Annotated in this window: 15 protein-coding genes and 1 pseudogene; all 16 read left to right on the forward strand. The window is 60.9% G+C overall.

Translation table 11 applies throughout. The annotated features are described in order from the left end of the window. Nucleotides 1-24: 24 nt before the first annotated feature. The 16 genes and pseudogenes from purB (at nucleotide 25) to nuoL (ending at nucleotide 18,382) form a co-directional block, all read left to right on the forward strand. On the forward strand, nucleotides 25-1,395 hold the full coding sequence (purB, locus tag AB9N64_RS06140; RefSeq protein ID WP_014718906.1) for an adenylosuccinate lyase: 1,371 nt from the start codon (nucleotides 25-27) through the stop codon (nucleotides 1,393-1,395). Nucleotides 1,396-1,479: 84 nt separating this feature from the next. Then, on the forward strand, nucleotides 1,480-2,646 hold the full coding sequence (locus AB9N64_RS06145; protein ID WP_014718907.1) for a cupin domain-containing protein: 1,167 nt from the start codon (nucleotides 1,480-1,482) through the stop codon (nucleotides 2,644-2,646). Continuing rightward, on the forward strand, nucleotides 2,639-3,061 hold the full coding sequence (locus AB9N64_RS06150) for a GNAT family N-acetyltransferase (RefSeq protein ID WP_014718908.1): 423 nt from the start codon (nucleotides 2,639-2,641) through the stop codon (nucleotides 3,059-3,061). Before AB9N64_RS06145 ends, AB9N64_RS06150 begins: the two co-directional genes overlap by 8 nt. A 226-nt stretch (nucleotides 3,062-3,287) precedes the next feature. Beyond that, complete coding sequence (locus AB9N64_RS06155) at nucleotides 3,288-4,025, forward strand: secretin N-terminal domain-containing protein (RefSeq protein ID WP_014718909.1); 738 nt, start codon at nucleotides 3,288-3,290, stop codon at nucleotides 4,023-4,025. Nucleotides 4,026-4,518: 493 nt separating this feature from the next. Then, entirely contained in the window at nucleotides 4,519-5,844 is a 1,326-nt protein-coding gene (gene aceA / locus AB9N64_RS06160; RefSeq protein ID WP_003174717.1) for an isocitrate lyase, read from the forward strand. Between the two features lie 642 nt (nucleotides 5,845-6,486). Next, nucleotides 6,487-6,900, forward strand: coding sequence for an NADH-quinone oxidoreductase subunit A (locus tag AB9N64_RS06165; protein ID WP_003192109.1), 414 nt, complete (start codon nucleotides 6,487-6,489; stop codon nucleotides 6,898-6,900). Between the two features lie 10 nt (nucleotides 6,901-6,910). Then, complete coding sequence (locus AB9N64_RS06170; protein ID WP_003174719.1) at nucleotides 6,911-7,585, forward strand: NADH-quinone oxidoreductase subunit B family protein; 675 nt, start codon at nucleotides 6,911-6,913, stop codon at nucleotides 7,583-7,585. Nucleotides 7,586-7,656: 71 nt separating this feature from the next. Beyond that, nucleotides 7,657-9,441: an NADH-quinone oxidoreductase subunit C/D gene (gene nuoC / locus AB9N64_RS06175; protein WP_005789116.1), complete on the forward strand. Its 1,785-nt coding sequence runs from the start codon at nucleotides 7,657-7,659 to the stop codon at nucleotides 9,439-9,441. A 2-nt stretch (nucleotides 9,442-9,443) separates the two neighbouring features. Next, the gene (gene nuoE, locus AB9N64_RS06180) at nucleotides 9,444-9,941 is read left to right on the forward strand and encodes an NADH-quinone oxidoreductase subunit NuoE (RefSeq protein ID WP_003232080.1); all 498 of its coding nucleotides are present in this window, start codon (nucleotides 9,444-9,446) and stop codon (nucleotides 9,939-9,941) included. Beyond that, complete coding sequence (gene nuoF / locus AB9N64_RS06185; protein WP_005789119.1) at nucleotides 9,938-11,293, forward strand: NADH-quinone oxidoreductase subunit NuoF; 1,356 nt, start codon at nucleotides 9,938-9,940, stop codon at nucleotides 11,291-11,293. The genes nuoE and nuoF overlap by 4 nt, the downstream gene beginning before the upstream one ends. Nucleotides 11,294-11,428: 135 nt before the next feature. Further along, a pseudogene (gene nuoG, locus AB9N64_RS06190) lies at nucleotides 11,429-14,144 on the forward strand (NADH-quinone oxidoreductase subunit NuoG). Next, nucleotides 14,141-15,148, forward strand: coding sequence for an NADH-quinone oxidoreductase subunit NuoH (nuoH, locus tag AB9N64_RS06195; RefSeq protein ID WP_003174724.1), 1,008 nt, complete (start codon nucleotides 14,141-14,143; stop codon nucleotides 15,146-15,148). The pseudogene nuoG and the gene nuoH overlap by 4 nt, the downstream one beginning before the upstream one ends. Before the next feature lie 11 nt (nucleotides 15,149-15,159). Further along, nucleotides 15,160-15,708 carry an NADH-quinone oxidoreductase subunit NuoI gene (nuoI, locus tag AB9N64_RS06200; RefSeq protein WP_014718911.1) on the forward strand — a complete coding sequence of 183 codons (549 nt, stop codon included), beginning with the start codon at nucleotides 15,160-15,162 and terminating at the stop codon, nucleotides 15,706-15,708. A 9-nt stretch (nucleotides 15,709-15,717) separates the two neighbouring features. Then, complete coding sequence (nuoJ, locus tag AB9N64_RS06205; protein ID WP_003174726.1) at nucleotides 15,718-16,221, forward strand: NADH-quinone oxidoreductase subunit J; 504 nt, start codon at nucleotides 15,718-15,720, stop codon at nucleotides 16,219-16,221. A 2-nt stretch (nucleotides 16,222-16,223) separates the two neighbouring features. Beyond that, nucleotides 16,224-16,532: an NADH-quinone oxidoreductase subunit NuoK gene (gene nuoK, locus AB9N64_RS06210; RefSeq protein ID WP_003174727.1), complete on the forward strand. Its 309-nt coding sequence runs from the start codon at nucleotides 16,224-16,226 to the stop codon at nucleotides 16,530-16,532. Further along, nucleotides 16,529-18,382 carry an NADH-quinone oxidoreductase subunit L gene (gene nuoL / locus AB9N64_RS06215; RefSeq protein ID WP_014718912.1) on the forward strand — a complete coding sequence of 618 codons (1,854 nt, stop codon included), beginning with the start codon at nucleotides 16,529-16,531 and terminating at the stop codon, nucleotides 18,380-18,382. Before nuoK ends, nuoL begins: the two co-directional genes overlap by 4 nt. Nucleotides 18,383-18,437: the final 55 nt, after the last annotated feature.

The raw sequence follows: 18,437 nt of genomic DNA on the forward strand, positions 1-18,437 counted from the left end.
TGCCCGACTGTCCGAGAACACCCCATGCAGCTCTCTTCGCTCACTGCGGTTTCCCCTGTTGACGGCCGCTACGCCGGCAAAACCCAGGCCCTGCGCCCTATTTTCAGCGAGTACGGCCTGATCCGTGCCCGTGTCCTGGTTGAAGTGCGCTGGCTCCAGCGCCTGGCCGCTCACCCCGCCATCAGCGAAGTGCCGGCGTTTTCCGCCGAAGCCAACGCTGTATTGAACACCCTGGCGGAAAACTTCTCCCTGGAGCACGCCGAGCGTGTCAAAGAGATCGAGCGCACCACCAACCACGACGTCAAAGCCATCGAATACCTGCTCAAAGAGCAAGCGGCCCAACTGCCGGAACTGGCCCAGGTCAGCGAGTTCATCCACTTTGCCTGCACCAGCGAGGACATCAACAACCTGTCCCACGCCCTGATGCTGCGCGAAGGCCGTGATGACGTGATGCTGCCGCTGATGCGCCAGACCGCCGAAGCCATCCGCGAGCTGGCGATCCGTTTCGCTGCCGTGCCGATGCTGTCGCGCACCCACGGCCAGCCGGCCTCGCCGACCACCCTGGGCAAAGAATTGGCCAACGTGGTGTACCGCCTGGAGCGCCAGATCGCCCAAGTCGCCGCCGTGCCATTGCTGGGCAAGATCAACGGCGCCGTAGGCAACTACAACGCCCACCTGTCGGCCTACCCTGAGATCGACTGGGAAGCCAACGCCCGCGCCTTCATCGAAGACGAATTGGGCCTGGGCTTCAACCCCTACACCACGCAGATCGAGCCCCACGACTACATCGCCGAGCTGTTCGACGCGATTGCACGCTTCAACACCATCCTGATCGATTTCGATCGCGATATCTGGGGCTACATCTCCCTGGGCTACTTCAAGCAGCGCACTATTGCAGGCGAAATCGGTTCGTCGACCATGCCGCACAAGGTCAACCCGATCGACTTCGAAAACTCCGAAGGCAACCTGGGTATCGCCAACGCCCTGTTCCAGCACCTGGCCAGCAAGTTGCCGATCTCCCGCTGGCAGCGCGACCTGACCGACTCCACCGTACTGCGCAACCTCGGTGTCGGCTTTGCCCACAGCGTGATCGCATACGAAGCCAGCCTCAAAGGCATCAGCAAGCTGGAGCTCAACGAGCAGAAAATTGCCGCTGACCTGGACGCGTGCTGGGAAGTATTGGCCGAGCCGATCCAGACCGTAATGCGCCGCTACAACATCGAAAACCCCTACGAGAAGCTGAAAGAATTGACGCGCGGCAAGGGCATCAGCCCCGAAGCACTGCAAACTTTCATCGACGGCCTGGACATGCCAGCCGCGGCCAAGGCCGAGCTGAAGCTGCTCACCCCGGCCAACTACATCGGCAACGCTGTAGAGCAAGCCAAGCGCATCTGATCCAAGCAAGCTTCTTTGAGACGCCCGGCCGCGCCGGGCGTTTTTATTCCTGTCTTAAAAGTGCTTTTTTTCAATAGGTTACACATGAATCCTGATATCCCTCTTCAACTTCTGGGCGGCATCACGGCACGGGAATTCCTGCGCGACTACTGGCAGAAAAAACCGCTGCTGATCCGCCAGGCCATCCCTGACTTCGAAAGCCCGATCGACGCCGACGAACTGGCAGGCCTGGCCCTGGAAGAAGAAGTCGAGTCGCGCCTGGTGATCGAACACGGCGAGCGCCCGTGGGAACTGCGTCGCGGCCCGTTCGCCGAAGACGCTTTCAGCACCCTGCCCGAGCGCGAGTGGACCCTGCTGGTGCAGGCGGTCGACCAGTTCGTGCCGGAAGTGGCTGAGCTGCTGGAGCACTTCCGCTTCCTGCCGAGCTGGCGTATCGATGATGTGATGATCAGCTTCGCCGCGCCGGGTGGCAGCGTCGGTCCGCATTTCGATAACTACGATGTGTTCCTGCTGCAAGCCCAGGGCAAGCGCAACTGGAAGATCGGCCAGATGTGCAATTCCGAAAGCCCGTTGCTGCAACACGCCGACCTGCGCATCCTCGCAGAATTCGAAGAAAGCGCCGAATGGGTGCTGGAACCGGGCGACATGCTCTACCTGCCGCCGCGCCTGGCCCATTTCGGTATTGCTGAAGACGACTGCATGACCTATTCCGTGGGTTTCCGTGCACCGAGCGCCGCTGAAGTGCTGACCCACTTCACCGACTTCCTCAGCCAGTACCTGACCGACGAAGAGCGCTACACCGACGCAGACGCCCAGCCGGTCAGCGACCCGCACCAGATCCAGGGCGACGCACTGGACCGCCTCAAGGGCTTGCTCGCCGAGCACATGAGCGATGAGCGCATGCTGCTGACCTGGTTCGGCCAGTTCATGACCGAGCCACGCTACCCGGAACTGGTGGCCGGCGAAGAGTTGGGCGAAGAAGACTTCATCAACAGCCTGCAAGACGGCGCGATCCTGGTACGCAACCCGAGCGCACGCCTGGCCTGGTCCGAAGTGGACGACGACGTACTGCTGTTCGCCAGCGGCCAGAGCCGTTACCTGCCGGGCAAACTGCGTGAACTGTTGAAGCTGGTGTGCTCGGCCGATGCACTGCACAGCGAAAACCTGGGCGAGTGGCTGGCCGACGAAGACGGTCGCGACCTGCTGTGCGAACTGGTCAAGCAAGGCAGCCTGGGGTTCGCGGATGAATAGAATTCACGTAAGTGTCGCGGACTGGCGAAAGGATATCGACGAGATTCGGCGCATTCGTGAAGCGGTATTCATCGCTGAACAATCGGTCCCGCCTGAATTGGAGTGGGACGCGGACGATGCCGGCGCCATGCATTTTCTTGCATACGAAGGTGATTTCCCGATTGGCACCGCTCGATTGCTGCCCAGCGGCGAGATCGGTCGGGTATCAGTGCTCAAGGACTGGCGTGGGCTGAAAGTCGGCGACAAGCTGATGGAAGCGGTGATCGGCGAGGCGGTGAAACGCGGCCAGACCCGGCAATTCCTGAGTGCGCAGGTGTATGCGGCGCCGTTCTATGAGCGGCTGGGCTTCAAGATCGTCAGCGATGAGTTTCTTGAGGTCGGGATTCCGCATGTGGATATGGTGCGCGGGGACTGACCCGAGTCCGCGTCGCCTGCATCGCAGGCAAGCCAGCTCCCACACTGACCGCATTCCAAAGGTTGTACTCGGTCAAGTGTGGGAGCTGGCTTGCCTGCGATAGCGATTTCAGCAACACCACAAATGCCCTGCCTGCCAGGGCATTTTGCCGTCTACGATTCAACTTGCGCCCTGCCAGGCCGACAAACTGGCACTATCAAGCAAATGACTCGCAGAGATAACGGACATGTCCCTACGCACCCTGCTCACCGCCCTCGTGATGACCGTCAGCGCTTGCGCCATGGCCGCCACTGAAGTCGTCAACCTGAACAACCGCACCAGCGCCGACCTGCTGCCCGTGGCGCAGAACTTCATTGGCAAGGACGGCACCGTCAGCGCCTACGGCAACCAGCTTATCGTTAACGCTGAGCCCGCCAGGATCGAGGGCTTGCGCGCACTGCTCGGCCAATTGGATACACCGGCCAAACGTCTGCTGATCACCGTCGATACCAACGAGAACAACCAACAGAACAGTGGTGACAGCCAGACCCGCATCATCAGCTACGGCACTGCCAGCCGCGACGGTGGCGTGCAGCAGATCCAGGCCAGCGAAGGCGTGCCTGCGCTGATCCAGGTCGGCCAGAGCGTACCGCTGACCACCACGCAACAGGACAGCTACGGCCGTCTGCAAAACCAGACCCAGTATCGCAACGTCACCCAGGGCTTTTACGTGACCGCCAGCGTCACCGGCGAGACCGTACACCTGGCCATCAGTACCAACCGTGACCGCATGAGCCAGGAACGTCCCGATGTAGTGAACGTGCAAAGCACCGACACAACTGTCAGCGGCCGCCTGGGCGAATGGATTCCCCTGGCCGGCATCAATCGTGAAACCCAGGCGGACAAATCCTCTACAACCCGCAGCTACTCTACTCAGGGCCGCGATGACCTGACTTTACGGGTCAAGGTCGACACCCTGAACTGAAGCACCGAAAACTGACTGGCAAGTCGCATTAGACTAAAGATGTAGTGCCATAAAAAAAGCACTACAAAACATTTGACGAGCCAAAAAAGCATGGGCATGATGGCCTCGCTCCCGCTAATCAGGGGCCCTGGCAAGGGCCTTCGGATCGCCGCTCTAAGCTACCCACCTGAGCCGATTCGTGTCTGTACCGCCCACAAGGTGTGTTTGACGTTGGTTGCGACTGGAACGAAGTTGTCCCGAGGGACGGAAGCTAACCAGGTAACCCGGCTACACACTGATGGATCGTACAAAGGCCCACGACGCCCGAAGACCGTTCGCAGTTTGCCCTTACCTGCTCAACTCCCCCTTGAGCCCCATCGTTCATCCCGTCGCCTACCTCCGTCAGATTTGACTTGAACACCAAAGCTTCTGGTCAGCGAGCAATCCTACCCAGGCAACGAATGCCGGGCTGGCAAACGGATACTTCAAACAAGACGCGACGAGGTTTTTCCCCATGGCACTGACACGCGAACAGCAAATTGCAGCCCTTGAAAAAGACTGGGCTGAAAACCCACGCTGGAAAGGCGTGACCCGCGCTTATTCCGCTGCTGACGTCGTCCGCCTGCGTGGCTCGGTCCAACCTGAGCACACCTTTGCAAAACTCGGCGCCGAGAAGCTGTGGAACCTGGTCACTCAGGGTGCCAAGCCTTCTTTCCGTCCCGACAAAGATTTCGTCAACTGCATGGGCGCCCTCACTGGCGGCCAGGCAGTCCAGCAGGTAAAAGCCGGTATCCAGGCGATCTACCTGTCCGGTTGGCAAGTGGCAGCGGACAACAACTCCGCTGAATCCATGTACCCCGACCAATCGCTGTACCCGGTGGACTCGGTGCCAACCGTGGTCAAGCGCATCAACAACTCGTTCCGTCGTGCCGACCAGATCCAGTGGAAAGCCGGCAAGAACCCAGGCGATGAAGGCTACATCGACTACTTCGCGCCAATCGTGGCAGACGCCGAAGCCGGTTTCGGTGGCGTACTCAACGCCTACGAGCTGATGAAGAGCATGATCGAGGCAGGCGCTGCCGGCGTGCACTTCGAAGACCAGCTGGCTTCGGTGAAAAAATGCGGCCACATGGGTGGCAAGGTACTGGTACCGACACAGGAAGCTGTACAGAAGCTGACCGCCGCTCGCCTGGCCGCTGACGTTGCCGGTACACCGACCATCATCCTGGCCCGTACCGACGCCAACGCGGCAGACTTGCTGACCTCGGACTGCGACCCGTACGACCAACCATTCGTTACCGGCGAGCGCACCCAGGAAGGCTTCTATAAAGTGCGCGCCGGCCTCGACCAGGCAATCGCCCGTGGCCTGGCCTACGCGCCGTACGCCGATCTGATCTGGTGCGAAACCGCCAAGCCAGACCTGGACGAAGCACGCCGCTTTGCCGAAGCGATCAAGAAGGAATACCCGGACCAACTGCTGTCCTACAACTGCTCGCCTTCCTTCAACTGGAAGAAGAACCTGGACGACGCGACCATCGCCAAGTTCCAGCGTGAGCTGTCGGCCATGGGCTACAAGCACCAGTTCATCACCCTGGCCGGTATCCACAACATGTGGCACAGCATGTTCAACCTGGCGCACGACTACGCCCGCAACGACATGACCGCCTACGTGAAGCTGCAGGAGCAGGAATTCGCAGACGCCGCCAAAGGCTACACCTTCGTGGCGCACCAGCAGGAAGTGGGCACCGGCTACTTCGACGACATGACCACCGTGATCCAGGGCGGCACCTCGTCCGTGACCGCGCTGACCGGTTCGACCGAAGAAGAGCAGTTCCACTAAGTACCGCGTACACGGCCACTGCGGCCCCACGGAAGACCTAACCGCAGTGCCGCGCAACAATCACGCCCCGACTGGTTCGGGGCGTTTTTTTGCCTAGGAATCACCGAAAATCAAGGGTGGGAGCTGGCTTGCCTGCGATGGCGGTGGGTCAGAGGCAGGTGTTTCAGCTGATCCGCCGCCACCGCAGGCAAGCCAGCTCCTACATTGACCGCGCCCTATCCATAGTTTTTTGCTAAAAACATTGATCCAGAGCGGTATCCGCGCACATCCGATCGGTTAAAAGAACCGTTGCGACAACTAAGCGACACTCAAGCAAGTAACGGTAACTTCCCGCGCCACATGAGAAACACTCGCTTACACCCCGCGCAAACAATATTCATTATCATTTAGCGCCTGAAAACTTCGTTACCGCTTAAACAAAACATAATTGATGAAAAGCCCGCTAATGCCCACGCCACAAGGGCTACAGCCCCAAGAAGGTGCACTATGTGCTTATTCCACCGAATAATTTCGCCCTGGGAATTTTACTTGCCCGGTGTTTAGCCATAAAATCACCGCGATTGATTGCAGTGCGACATATCGTCACTGCATCGTTACTTTTTCGAGCTCAGAGACCTTTGCTCTCTGTTAAGGATTTCCAGCATGACCGACGCGACAGGACTCATGGCCCACAACTGGGGCTTTGCCATTTTCCTTCTCGGTGTTGTAGGCCTCTGCGCCTTCATGCTTGGCGTCTCCAGCCTCCTCGGGTCAAAAGCCTGGGGCCGCAGCAAAAACGAACCGTTCGAATCCGGCATGCTACCTACAGGTGGCGCCCGCTTGCGGCTCTCCGCCAAATTCTATCTGGTCGCGATGCTCTTCGTGATCTTCGATATCGAAGCCCTCTTTCTCTTTGCATGGTCTGTGTCCGTCCGCGAAAGCGGCTGGACCGGATTCGTCGAAGCTCTCGTTTTCATAGCAATTCTGTTGGCAGGTCTTGTCTACCTGTTCCGAGTGGGCGCCCTTGACTGGGCTCCGGAAGCTCGTCGCAAGCGGCAAGCGAAGCTGAAACAATGAGGCTTTGGCAATGCAATACAATCTCACCAGGATCGACCCGGATGCTCCTAACGAGCAGTACCCCATCGGCGAACGGGAAACCGTCTCCGACCCGTTAGAAGACCAAGTCCACAAAAACATCTACATGGGCAAGCTGGAAGACGTGCTGAGTGGCGCGGTCAACTGGGGGCGTAAAAACTCCCTGTGGCCGTACAACTTCGGTCTTTCGTGCTGCTACGTGGAAATGACCACCGCCTTCACGGCGCCCCACGACATCGCGCGCTTTGGCGCCGAAGTGATCCGGGCCTCGCCGCGCCAGGCGGATTTCATGGTTATCGCCGGTACCTGCTTCATCAAGATGGCGCCGATCATCCAGCGCCTCTATGAGCAAATGCTCGAACCAAAGTGGGTTATCTCCATGGGTTCGTGCGCCAACTCCGGTGGCATGTACGACATCTACTCCGTCGTTCAAGGGGTGGACAAGTTCCTGCCCGTGGACGTCTACGTGCCTGGCTGCCCGCCCCGTCCCGAAGCGTTCCTGCAAGGCTTGATGCTGTTGCAGGAATCGATTGGCAAGGAGCGTCGCCCACTGTCCTGGGTGGTCGGTGATCAAGGCGTTTATCGCGCCGAGATGCCGTCTCAAAAGGAACAGCGCCGCGAACAGCGAATCGCAGTCACCAACCTGCGCAGCCCCGACGAAGTCTGATCCAGCCCGCTTCTTTTATAGAACGAAAACCTGGCTTCATTCTTTACGTTGACCGAAAGCGATAAAAAACCATGACTACAGGCAGTGCTCTGTACATCCCGCCTTATAAGGCAGACGACCAGGATGTGGTTGTCGAACTCAATAACCGTTTCGGCCCTGACGCCTTCACCGCCCAGGCCACACGCACCGGTATGCCGGTGCTGTGGGTGGCGCGTGCCAGGCTCGTCGAAGTCCTGACCTTCCTGCGCAACCTGCCCAAGCCGTACGTCATGCTCTATGACCTGCATGGTGTGGACGAGCGTCTGCGCACCAAGCGCCAGGGCCTGCCGAGCGGCGCCGATTTCACCGTGTTCTACCACCTGATGTCGCTGGAACGTAACAGCGACGTGATGATCAAGGTCGCCCTGAGCGAGAGCGACCTGAGCATCCCGACCGTGACCGGTATCTGGCCGAACGCCAGCTGGTACGAGCGTGAAGTCTGGGACATGTTCGGCATCGACTTCCCTGGCCACCCGCACCTGACGCGCATCATGATGCCGCCGACCTGGGAAGGTCACCCGCTGCGCAAGGACTTCCCTGCCCGCGCCACCGAATTCGACCCGTACAGCCTCAACCTCGCCAAGCAACAGCTTGAAGAAGAGGCGGCGCGCTTCCGCCCCGAAGACTGGGGCATGAAGCGCTCCGGCACCAACGAGGACTACATGTTCCTCAACCTGGGCCCGAACCACCCTTCGGCCCACGGTGCCTTCCGTATCATCCTGCAACTGGACGGCGAAGAAATCGTCGACTGCGTCCCGGACATCGGCTACCACCACCGTGGCGCCGAGAAGATGGCCGAGCGTCAGTCCTGGCACAGCTTCATCCCGTACACCGACCGTATCGACTACCTCGGCGGCGTGATGAACAACCTGCCGTACGTGCTCTCGGTCGAGAAGCTGGCCGGTATCAAGGTACCGGACCGCGTCGACACCATCCGCATCATGATGGCCGAGTTCTTCCGCATCACCAGCCACCTGCTGTTCCTGGGTACCTATATCCAGGACGTCGGCGCCATGACGCCGGTGTTCTTCACCTTCACCGACCGTCAGCGTGCCTACAAGGTCATCGAAGCCATCACCGGTTTCCGTCTGCACCCGGCCTGGTACCGCATCGGCGGAGTGGCCCACGACCTGCCGAACGGCTGGGAACGCCTGGTCAAGGAATTCATCGACTGGATGCCCAAGCGCCTGGACGAGTACCAGAAAGCCGCGCTGGACAACAGCATCCTCAAGGGCCGCACCATCGGCGTCGCGCAGTACAACACCAAAGAGGCCCTGGAATGGGGCGTCACCGGTGCCGGCCTGCGTTCCACCGGTTGCGACTTCGACCTGCGTAAAGCACGCCCGTACTCCGGCTACGAGAACTTCGAGTTCGAAGTACCGCTGGCGGCCAATGGCGATGCCTACGACCGTTGCATCGTGCGCGTCGAAGAAATGCGCCAGAGCCTGAAGATCATCGAGCAGTGCATGCGCAACATGCCGGCCGGCCCGTACAAGGCGGATCACCCGCTGACCACGCCGCCGCCCAAAGAGCGCACGCTGCAGCACATCGAAACCCTGATCACGCACTTCCTGCAGGTTTCGTGGGGCCCGGTGATGCCGGCCAACGAATCCTTCCAGATGATCGAAGCGACCAAGGGTATCAACAGTTATTATCTGACGAGCGATGGCGGCACCATGAGCTACCGCACCCGGATTCGTACCCCAAGTTTTGCCCACTTGCAGCAGATCCCTTCGGTGATCAAAGGCGAGATGGTCGCGGACTTGATTGCGTACCTGGGTAGTATCGATTTCGTTATGGCCGACGTGGACCGCTAAGCATGAACAGCACGCTTATCCAGACAGACCGTTTCACCTTGAGTGAAACCGAGCGCTCGGCCATCGAGCACGAGCTGCATCACTACGAAGACCCGCGCGCGGCGTCGATCGAAGCCTTGAAGATCGTCCAGAAGGAACGTGGCTGGGTGCCCGACGGCGCCCTCTACGCCATCGGCGAGATCCTCGGCATCCCCGCCAGCGACGTTGAAGGCGTGGCGACGTTCTACAGCCAGATCTTCCGCCAACCGGTGGGCCGCCACATCATTCGTGTGTGCGACAGCATGGTCTGCTACATCGGTGGCCATGAGTCCGTGGTCAGCGAAATCCAGGCCAAGCTGGGCATCGGCCTCGGCCAGACCACCGCCGACGGCCGCTTCACGCTGCTGCCGGTGTGCTGCCTGGGCAACTGCGACAAGGCGCCGGCGTTGATGATCGACGACGACACATTCGGTGACGTACAGCCTGCTGGCGTGACCCAATTGCTCGAGGGCTACCCATGACCCTGACCTCTTTCGGCCCGGCCAACCTGATCAAGCGTTCGGCCGAGACCCACCCGCTGACCTGGCGCTTGCGTGACGACGGCGAGCCGGTATGGCTCGACGAATACCAGGCCAAGAACGGCTACGCCGCTGCGCGCAAAGCTTTCGCCGACATGGCCCAGGACGATATCGTCCAGACCGTGAAAGACGCCGGTCTCAAGGGCCGCGGCGGCGCAGGCTTCCCCACTGGCGTGAAGTGGGGCCTGATGCCCAAGGACGAATCCATCAACATCCGCTACCTGCTGTGCAACGCGGATGAAATGGAGCCCAACACCTGGAAAGACCGCATGCTGATGGAGCAACTGCCCCATCTGCTGATCGAAGGCATGTTGATCAGTGCCCGTGCGCTCAAGACCTACCGTGGCTATATCTTCCTGCGTGGCGAGTACACCACCGCCGCCAAGCACCTCAACCGTGCAGTGGCAGAAGCCAAGGCCGCTGGCCTGTTGGGCAAGAATATCCTCGGTTCCGGTTTTGACTTCGAACTGTTCGTGCACACCGGCGCCGGGCGTTATATCTGCGGTGAAGAAACCGCACTGATCAACTCCCTCGAAGGCCGCCGCGCCAACCCGCGTTCCAAGCCGCCCTTCCCCGCCGCCGTGGGCGTGTGGGGCAAGCCGACGTGCGTGAACAACGTCGAGACCCTGTGCAACGTGCCGGCGATCATCGCCGACGGCGTGGACTGGTACAAATCCCTGGCCCGCGAAGGCAGCGAAGACATGGGCACCAAGCTCATGGGCTTCTCCGGCAAGGTCAAGAACCCTGGCCTGTGGGAACTGCCATTCGGCGTGACCGCACGCGAGCTGTTCGAGGACTACGCCGGCGGTATGCGCGACGGCTACACCTTGAAAGCCTGGCAGCCAGGCGGCGCCGGCACCGGTTTCCTGCTGCCCGAGCACCTCGATGCACAGATGTATGCCGGCGGTATCGGCAAGGTGGGCACCCGGATGGGTACCGGCCTGGCGATGGCGGTCGACAACACCGTGAACATGGTCTCGTTGCTGCGCAACATGGAGCAGTTTTTTGCCCGCGAATCCTGCGGCTTCTGCACCCCATGCCGCGACGGCCTGCCTTGGAGCGTCAAGCTGCTGATGGCCCTGGAAAATGGCGAAGGCCGCGAGGGCGACATCGAAACCCTGCTGGGTCTGGTCGGTTTCCTCGGCCCAGGCAAGACTTTCTGTGCTCACGCACCGGGTGCCGTGGAGCCATTGGGCAGCGCAATCAAATACTTCCGCTCGGAGTTCGAAGCCGGCATCGCGCCCACCAGCGCCGCCGTCCCGCCTCTGGCGAAGCCGATCGTAGTCGGCGCGTAACGCTTAAACAGGCGAAGGGTCCGTGCCCTTCGCCTGCTCATGTGCTGACGCCGTAAAGGCTGTGTAGATGCACATGAATAACAAGATTCCATTAGCCACGCCCGCTGACAACGGGCCAACGAAGAACTTTGAACCATGGCCACTATCCACGTAGACGGCAAAGCGCTCGAAGTCGATGGGGCGGACAACCTGTTACAGGCGTGTCTGTCACTCGGCCTCGACATCCCGTATTTCTGCTGGCACCCCGCGCTTGGTAGCGTCGGTGCCTGTCGCCAGTGTGCGGTCAAGCAATACACCGACGAGAACGACACCCGTGGTCGTATCGTCATGTCCTGCATGACCCCAGCCACCGACAACACCTGGATCTCCATCGACGATGAAGAATCCAAGGCGTTCCGCGCCAGCGTTGTCGAATGGCTGATGACCAACCACCCCCCACGACTGCCCGGTCTGTGAGGAAGGCGGTCACTGCCACCTGCAAGACATGACGGTGATGACCGGCCACAACGAGCGCCGTTATCGCTTCACCAAGCGTACCCACCAGAACCAGGACCTCGGCCCGTTCATTTCCCACGAAATGAACCGCTGCATCGCCTGCTACCGCTGCGTGCGCTTCTATAAAGACTACGCCGGCGGCACCGACCTCGGCGTGTTCGGCGCCCACGACAACGTGTACTTCGGTCGCGTTGAAGACGGCGTGCTGGAGAGCGAGTTCTCCGGCAACCTCACCGAGGTCTGCCCGACCGGTGTGTTCACCGACAAGACCCACTCCGAGCGCTACAACCGTAAGTGGGACATGCAATTTGCGCCGAGCATCTGCCATGGCTGCTCCAGCGGTTGCAACATCTCCCCGGGCGAGCGCTACGGTGAGCTGCGTCGTATCGAAAACCGCTTCAACGGTTCGGTCAACCAGTACTTCCTGTGCGACCGTGGCCGTTTCGGCTATGGCTACGTCAACCGCGAAGACCGCCCACGCCAGCCCCTGCTGGCCGATGGCGCCAAGCTGAGCCTGGACGCAGCGCTGGATAAGGCTGCCGACCTGTTGCGCGGGCGCAATATCGTGGGTATCGGTTCGCCACGCGCCAGCCTCGAAAGCAACTTCGCGTTGCGCGAGCTGGTAGGTGCCGAACACTTCTACTGCGGTATCGAAGCCGACGAGCTGGAGCGCATCCGCCTGGTCCTGCAAGTGCTGAACGACAGCCCGCTGCCGGTTCCGAACATGCGCGACATCGAAGACCACGATGCGATCTTCGTACTCGGTGAAGACCTGACCCAGACCGCTGCACGCATCGCGCTGTCGCTGCGTCAGTCGGTCAAAGGCAAGGCCGAAGAAATGGCCGACGCCATGCGCGTACAGCCTTGGCTCGACGCCGCCGTGAAGAACATCGGCCAGCACGCGCTGAACCCGCTGTTTATCGCCTCCCTGGCTGAAACCAAGCTCGACGACATCGCCGAAGAGTGCGTGCACGCCGCGCCGGACGACCTGGCCCGCCTCGGTTTCGCCGTGGCCCACGCCCTCGACGCCAGCGCACCCGCCGTTGAAGGCCTGGACGCTGAAGCTGCCGAGTTGGCCCAGCGCATTGCCGACGCCCTGCTGGCGGCCAAGCGTCCGCTGATCATTGCCGGTACCTCGTTGGGTTCCAAAGCGCTGATCGAAGCCGCCGCCAACATCGCCAAGGCCCTGAAGCTGCGCGACAAAAATGGCTCCATCAGCCTGGTGGTGCCGGAAGCCAACAGCCTGGGCCTGGCCATGCTCGGTGGCGAGTCCGTGGACACAGCGCTGCAAGCCGTGACCGACGGCCGTGCCGACGCCATCGTGGTGCTGGAAAACGACCTGTACACCCGCACCGCTGCGGCCAAGGTTGACGCGGCACTGGATGCGGCCAAGGTGCTGATCGTCGCCGACCACCAGAAGACCGCCACCAGCGACCGCGCCGATCTGGTGCTGCCAGCCGCCACCTTCGCCGAAGGCGACGGTACCCTGGTCAGCCAGGAAGGCCGCGCCCAGCGCTTCTTCCAGGTGTTCGATCCGAAGTACATGGACGCCAGCATCCTGGTGCACGAAGGCTGGCGCTGGCTGCATGCCCTGCGCGCCACCCTGCTGAACCAGCCGATCGACTGGACTCAGCTCGACCACGTGACCGCTGCCACCGCCGCCAGCGCGCCGCAGCTTGCTCGTATCGTCGATGCCGCGCCGTCCGCCGCGTTCCGCATCAAGGGCCTGAAACTGGCACGTGAGCCGCTGCGCTACTCCGGCCGCACCGCCATGCGTGCTGACATCAGCGTGCACGAGCCGCGTACCCCGCAAGACAACGACACCGCGTTTGCCTTCTCCATGGAAGGTTACTCGGGTTCGGCCGAACCGCGTCAGCAGGTGCCATTTGCCTGGTCGCCGGGCTGGAACTCGCCGCAGGCCTGGAACAAGTTCCAGGACGAAGTCGGTGGTCATATCCGCGCTGGCGACCCAGGCACTCGCCTGATCGAAAGCAGCGGTGACTCGCTGAACTGGTTCGCTGCGGTACCGCGTCCGTTCAACCCGGCGCCGGGCACCTGGCAGGTCGTGCCGTTCTTCCACCTGTTCGGCAGCGAAGAGACCTCTTCCAAGGCCGCGCCGGTTCAAGAGCGCATTCCTGCCGCCTATGTGTCCGTGGCCAAGTCCGAAGCCGACCGCCTGGGCGTCAACGACGGTGCCCTGCTCAGCCTCAACGTGGCCGGCCAGACCCTGCGTCTGCCGCTGCGTATCAATGACGAGCTGGGTGCCGGCCTGGTTGCACTGCCTAAAGGCATCGCCGGTATTCCGCCTGCCATTTTCGGCAAAACCGTTGACGGTCTGCAGGAGGCAGCGCAATGACTTGGTTCACGCCGGAAGTAATTGACGTGATCATCTCGGTGGTCAAGGCCATCGTGATCCTGTTGGCCGTGGTCGTCGCGGGCGCCCTGCTCAGCTTCGTCGAACGTCGCCTGCTGGGCTGGTGGCAGGACCGTTACGGTCCGAACCGCGTTGGCCCGTTCGGCATGTTCCAGATCGCTGCCGACATGCTGAAAATGTTCTTCAAGGAAGACTGGACCCCGCCGTTTGCCGACAAGGTGATCTTCACCCTGGCACCGGTGGTCGCCATGAGCGCCTTGCTGATTGCGTTTGCGATCATCCCGATCACCCCGACCTGGGGCGTGGCGGACCTGAACATCGGCTTGCTGTTCTTCTTCGCCATGGCCGGTTTGTCGGTATACGCGGTGCTGTTCGCCGGTTGGTCGAGCAACAACAAGTTCGCCCTGCTGGGCAGCTTGCGTGCCTCGGCGCAAACCGTATCCTATGAAGTGTTCATGGGGTTGGCACTGATGGGCATCGTGGTGCAGGTTGGCTCGTTCAACATGCGCGACATCGTCGAGTACCAGGCACAGAACCTGTGGTTCATCATTCCGCAGTTCTTCGGCTTCTGCACCTTCTTCATCGCTGGCGTGGCCGTGACTCACCGTCACCCGTTCGACCAGCCGGAAGCGGAACAGGAACTGGCCGACGGTTACCACATTGAATATGCCGGCATGAAGTGGGGCATGTTCTTCGTCGGTGAGTACATCGGCATCATCTTGATCTCGGCCCTGCTGGTCACGCTGTTCTTCGGCGGCTGGCACGGTCCGTTTGGCATCCTGCCGCAGTTGGCCTTCTTCTGGTTCTTCCTGAAGACCGCGTTCTTCATCATGCTGTTCATCCTGCTGCGCGCCTCGATTCCGCGCCCGCGTTATGACCAGGTGATGGATTTCAGCTGGAGATTCTGCCTGCCGCTGACCCTGATCAATTTGCTGGTGACGGCTGCCGTCGTGTTGTTGAACACGCCCGCTGCCGCGGTTCAGTGAGGATTTGACCCATGTTCAAATATATTGGCGACATCGTTAAGGGTACCGGTACCCAGTTGCGAAGCCTGGTGATGGTGTTCGGTCACGGCTTTCGCAAACGCGACACCCTGCAATACCCCGAAGAAGCGGTGTACCTGCCGCCGCGCTATCGCGGCCGCATCGTACTGACCCGCGACCCCGACGGCGAAGAGCGTTGCGTAGCCTGCAACCTGTGCGCCGTGGCGTGCCCGGTGGGTTGCATCTCCCTGCAGAAAGCTGAAACCGAAGACGGTCGCTGGTACCCGGACTTCTTCCGCATCAACTTCTCGCGCTGCATTTTCTGCGGCCTCTGCGAGGAAGCTTGCCCGACCACCGCGATCCAGCTCACACCGGATTTCGAGATGGCCGAGTTCAAACGTCAGGACCTGGTGTACGAGAAAGAAGATCTTTTGATCGCAGGTACCGGTAAAAACCCTGATTACAACTTCTATCGTGTTGCAGGTATGGCCGTTGCCGGTAAGCCAAAAGGCGCCGCACAAAACGAAGCCGAGCCGATCAACGTGAAGAGCTTGCTGCCTTAAGGAAGAAAGATGGAATTCGCTTTCTATTTCGCATCGGGTATTGCAGTGGTGTCCACGCTTCGCGTGATCACCAACACTAACCCCGTGCACGCCCTGCTCTACCTGATCATTTCACTGATCGCCGTGGCCATGACCTTTTTCAGCCTCGGCGCACCGTTCGCCGGTGTGCTGGAAGTGATCGCCTACGCCGGCGCCATCATGGTGCTGTTCGTGTTTGTGGTGATGATGCTCAACCTGGGGCCGGCTTCGGTCGCCCAGGAGCGCGTCTGGCTCAAGCCCGGCATCTGGCTCGGCCCGGTTGTCCTCGCCGCCTTGCTGCTGGGTGAACTGCTGTATGTGCTGTTCGCTCACCAGAGCGGCCAGGCCATCGGCCACACCACCGTAGACGCGAAAGCCGTGGGCATCAGCCTGTTCGGCCCGTACCTGCTGGTGGTCGAACTGGCTTCGATGCTGCTGCTCGCCGCAGCCATCACTGCCTTCCACTTGGGCCGCAACGAAGCCAAGGAGCAATGACGATGCCTGCTATCCCTTTGGAGCATGGTCTGGCGGTCGCCGGCATCCTGTTCTGCCTTGGCCTGGTCGGCCTGATGGTTCGCCGTAACATTCTGTTCGTGTTGATGAGCCTGGAAATCATGATGAACGCCGCGGCACTGGCGTTCATTGTGGCAGGCGCACGTTGGGGCCAGCCGGATGGGCAAGTGATGTTCATCCTGGTGATCAGTCTGGCAGCCGCCGAAGCCAGTATTGGCCTGGCGATCCTGCTGCAGCTGTATCGTCGCTTCCACACGCTTGATATCGACGCTGCCAGTGAGATGCGCGGATGAACATGATCTTTCTGACTTTCGTATTCCCCCTGATCGGTTTCCTGCTGCTGTCGTTCTCTCGCGGGCGCTGGTCGGAAAACCTCTCGGCCCTGATCGGCGTGGGCTCCATCGGCCTGTCGGCCATCGTGGCCGCCTACGTCATCTGGCAATTCAACGTGGCACCGCCTGAAGGCGGTCACTACACCCTGGTGCTGTGGCAGTGGATGGCGGTCGAGGGCTTCAAGCCCAACTTCGCCCTCTACATCGACGGCCTGTCGATCACCATGCTCGGCGTGGTGGTGGGTGTGGGCTTCCTGATCCACCTGTTCGCATCCTGGTACATGCGCGGTGAAGCGGGTTACTCGCGCTTCTTCTCGTACACCAACCTGTTTATCGCCAGCATGCTGTTCCTGGTGCTGGGCGATAACCTGTTGTTCCTGTACTTCGGCTGGGAAGGCGTGGGCCTGTGCTCGTACCTGTTGATCGGTTTCTACTACAGCAACCGCAACAACGGTAACGCGGCACTCAAGGCGTTTATCGTCACCCGCATCGGCGACGTGTTCATGGCCATCGGCCTGTTCATCCTGTTCCAACAGGTGGGCACGCTGAACATCCAGGAACTGCTGGTGCTGGCACCGCAGAAATTCCAGGTCGGCGACTTCTGGATCACCCTGGCTACCCTGATGCTGCTGGGTGGCGCCGTGGGTAAATCTGCGCAACTGCCGCTGCAAACCTGGCTGGCGGATGCAATGGCCGGTCCCACCCCGGTATCGGCACTGATCCACGCCGCCACCATGGTGACCGCCGGTGTCTACCTGATCGCCCGTACCCACGGCCTGTTCACCCTGGCGCCGGACATCCTGCACCTGGTGGGCATCGTGGGCGGCGTGACCCTGGTACTGGCCGGCTTCGCCGCGCTGGTGCAGACCGACATCAAACGTATCCTCGCCTACTCGACCATGAGCCAGATCGGCTACATGTTCCTGGCCCTGGGCGTTGGCGCCTGGGACGCGGCGATCTTCCACCTGATGACCCACGCGTTCTTCAAGGCCCTGCTGTTCCTCGCCTCCGGCGCCGTGATCGTGGCCTGCCACCACGAGCAGAACATCTTCAAGATGGGCGGCCTGTGGAAGAAACTGCCACTGGCGTACGCCAGCTTCATCGTCGGTGGTGCCGCCCTGGCCGCCCTGCCGTTGGTGACCGCCGGTTTCTACTCCAAGGACGAGATCCTCTGGGAAGCCTTTGCCAGCGGTAACCAGAACCTGCTGTACGCAGGCCTGGTGGGTGCGTTCATGACCTCGCTGTACACCTTCCGCCTGATCTTCATCACCTTCCACGGTGAAGCCAAGACCGAAGCGCACGCAGGCCACGGCATCTCCCACTGGTTGCCACTGTCGGTGCTGATCATCCTGTCGACCTTCGTCGGTGCGATGATCACCCCGCCACTGCACGGTGTATTGCCACAAAGCGTCGGCCATGCCGGCGGCGAAGCCCAGCACAGCCTGGAAATCGCCTCGGGCGCCATCGCCATCGCCGGTATCCTGCTGGCGGCCCTGCTGTTCCTCGGCAAGCGTCGCTTCGTGACTGCCGTGGCCAACAGTGGCATTGGTCGCTTCCTGTCGGCCTGGTGGTTCGCCGCCTGGGGCTTCGACTGGATCTACGACAAACTGTTCGTCAAACCTTACCTTGCGATCAGCCACGTGCTGCGCAAAGACCCGCTCGACCAGACCATCGGTTTGATCCCGCGTGCCGCTAAGGCCGGTCACACCGCCCTGAGCCGCAGCGAGACCGGCCAATTGCGTTGGTATGCAGCGTCCATGGCGGCCGGTGCCGTGCTGGTGATCGGCGCCATCGTCGTGGTAGCGGTCTGACTATGTTTAAGTGCACTGCGTACTTTGCAAACTTGCGAAAGGAAACGAGCCCGTC

Origin of the sequence: Pseudomonas sp. KT_2_4, from assembly GCF_041410225.1 — a bacterium.
GTDB lineage: Bacteria > Pseudomonadota > Gammaproteobacteria > Pseudomonadales > Pseudomonadaceae > Aquipseudomonas > Aquipseudomonas paracarnis.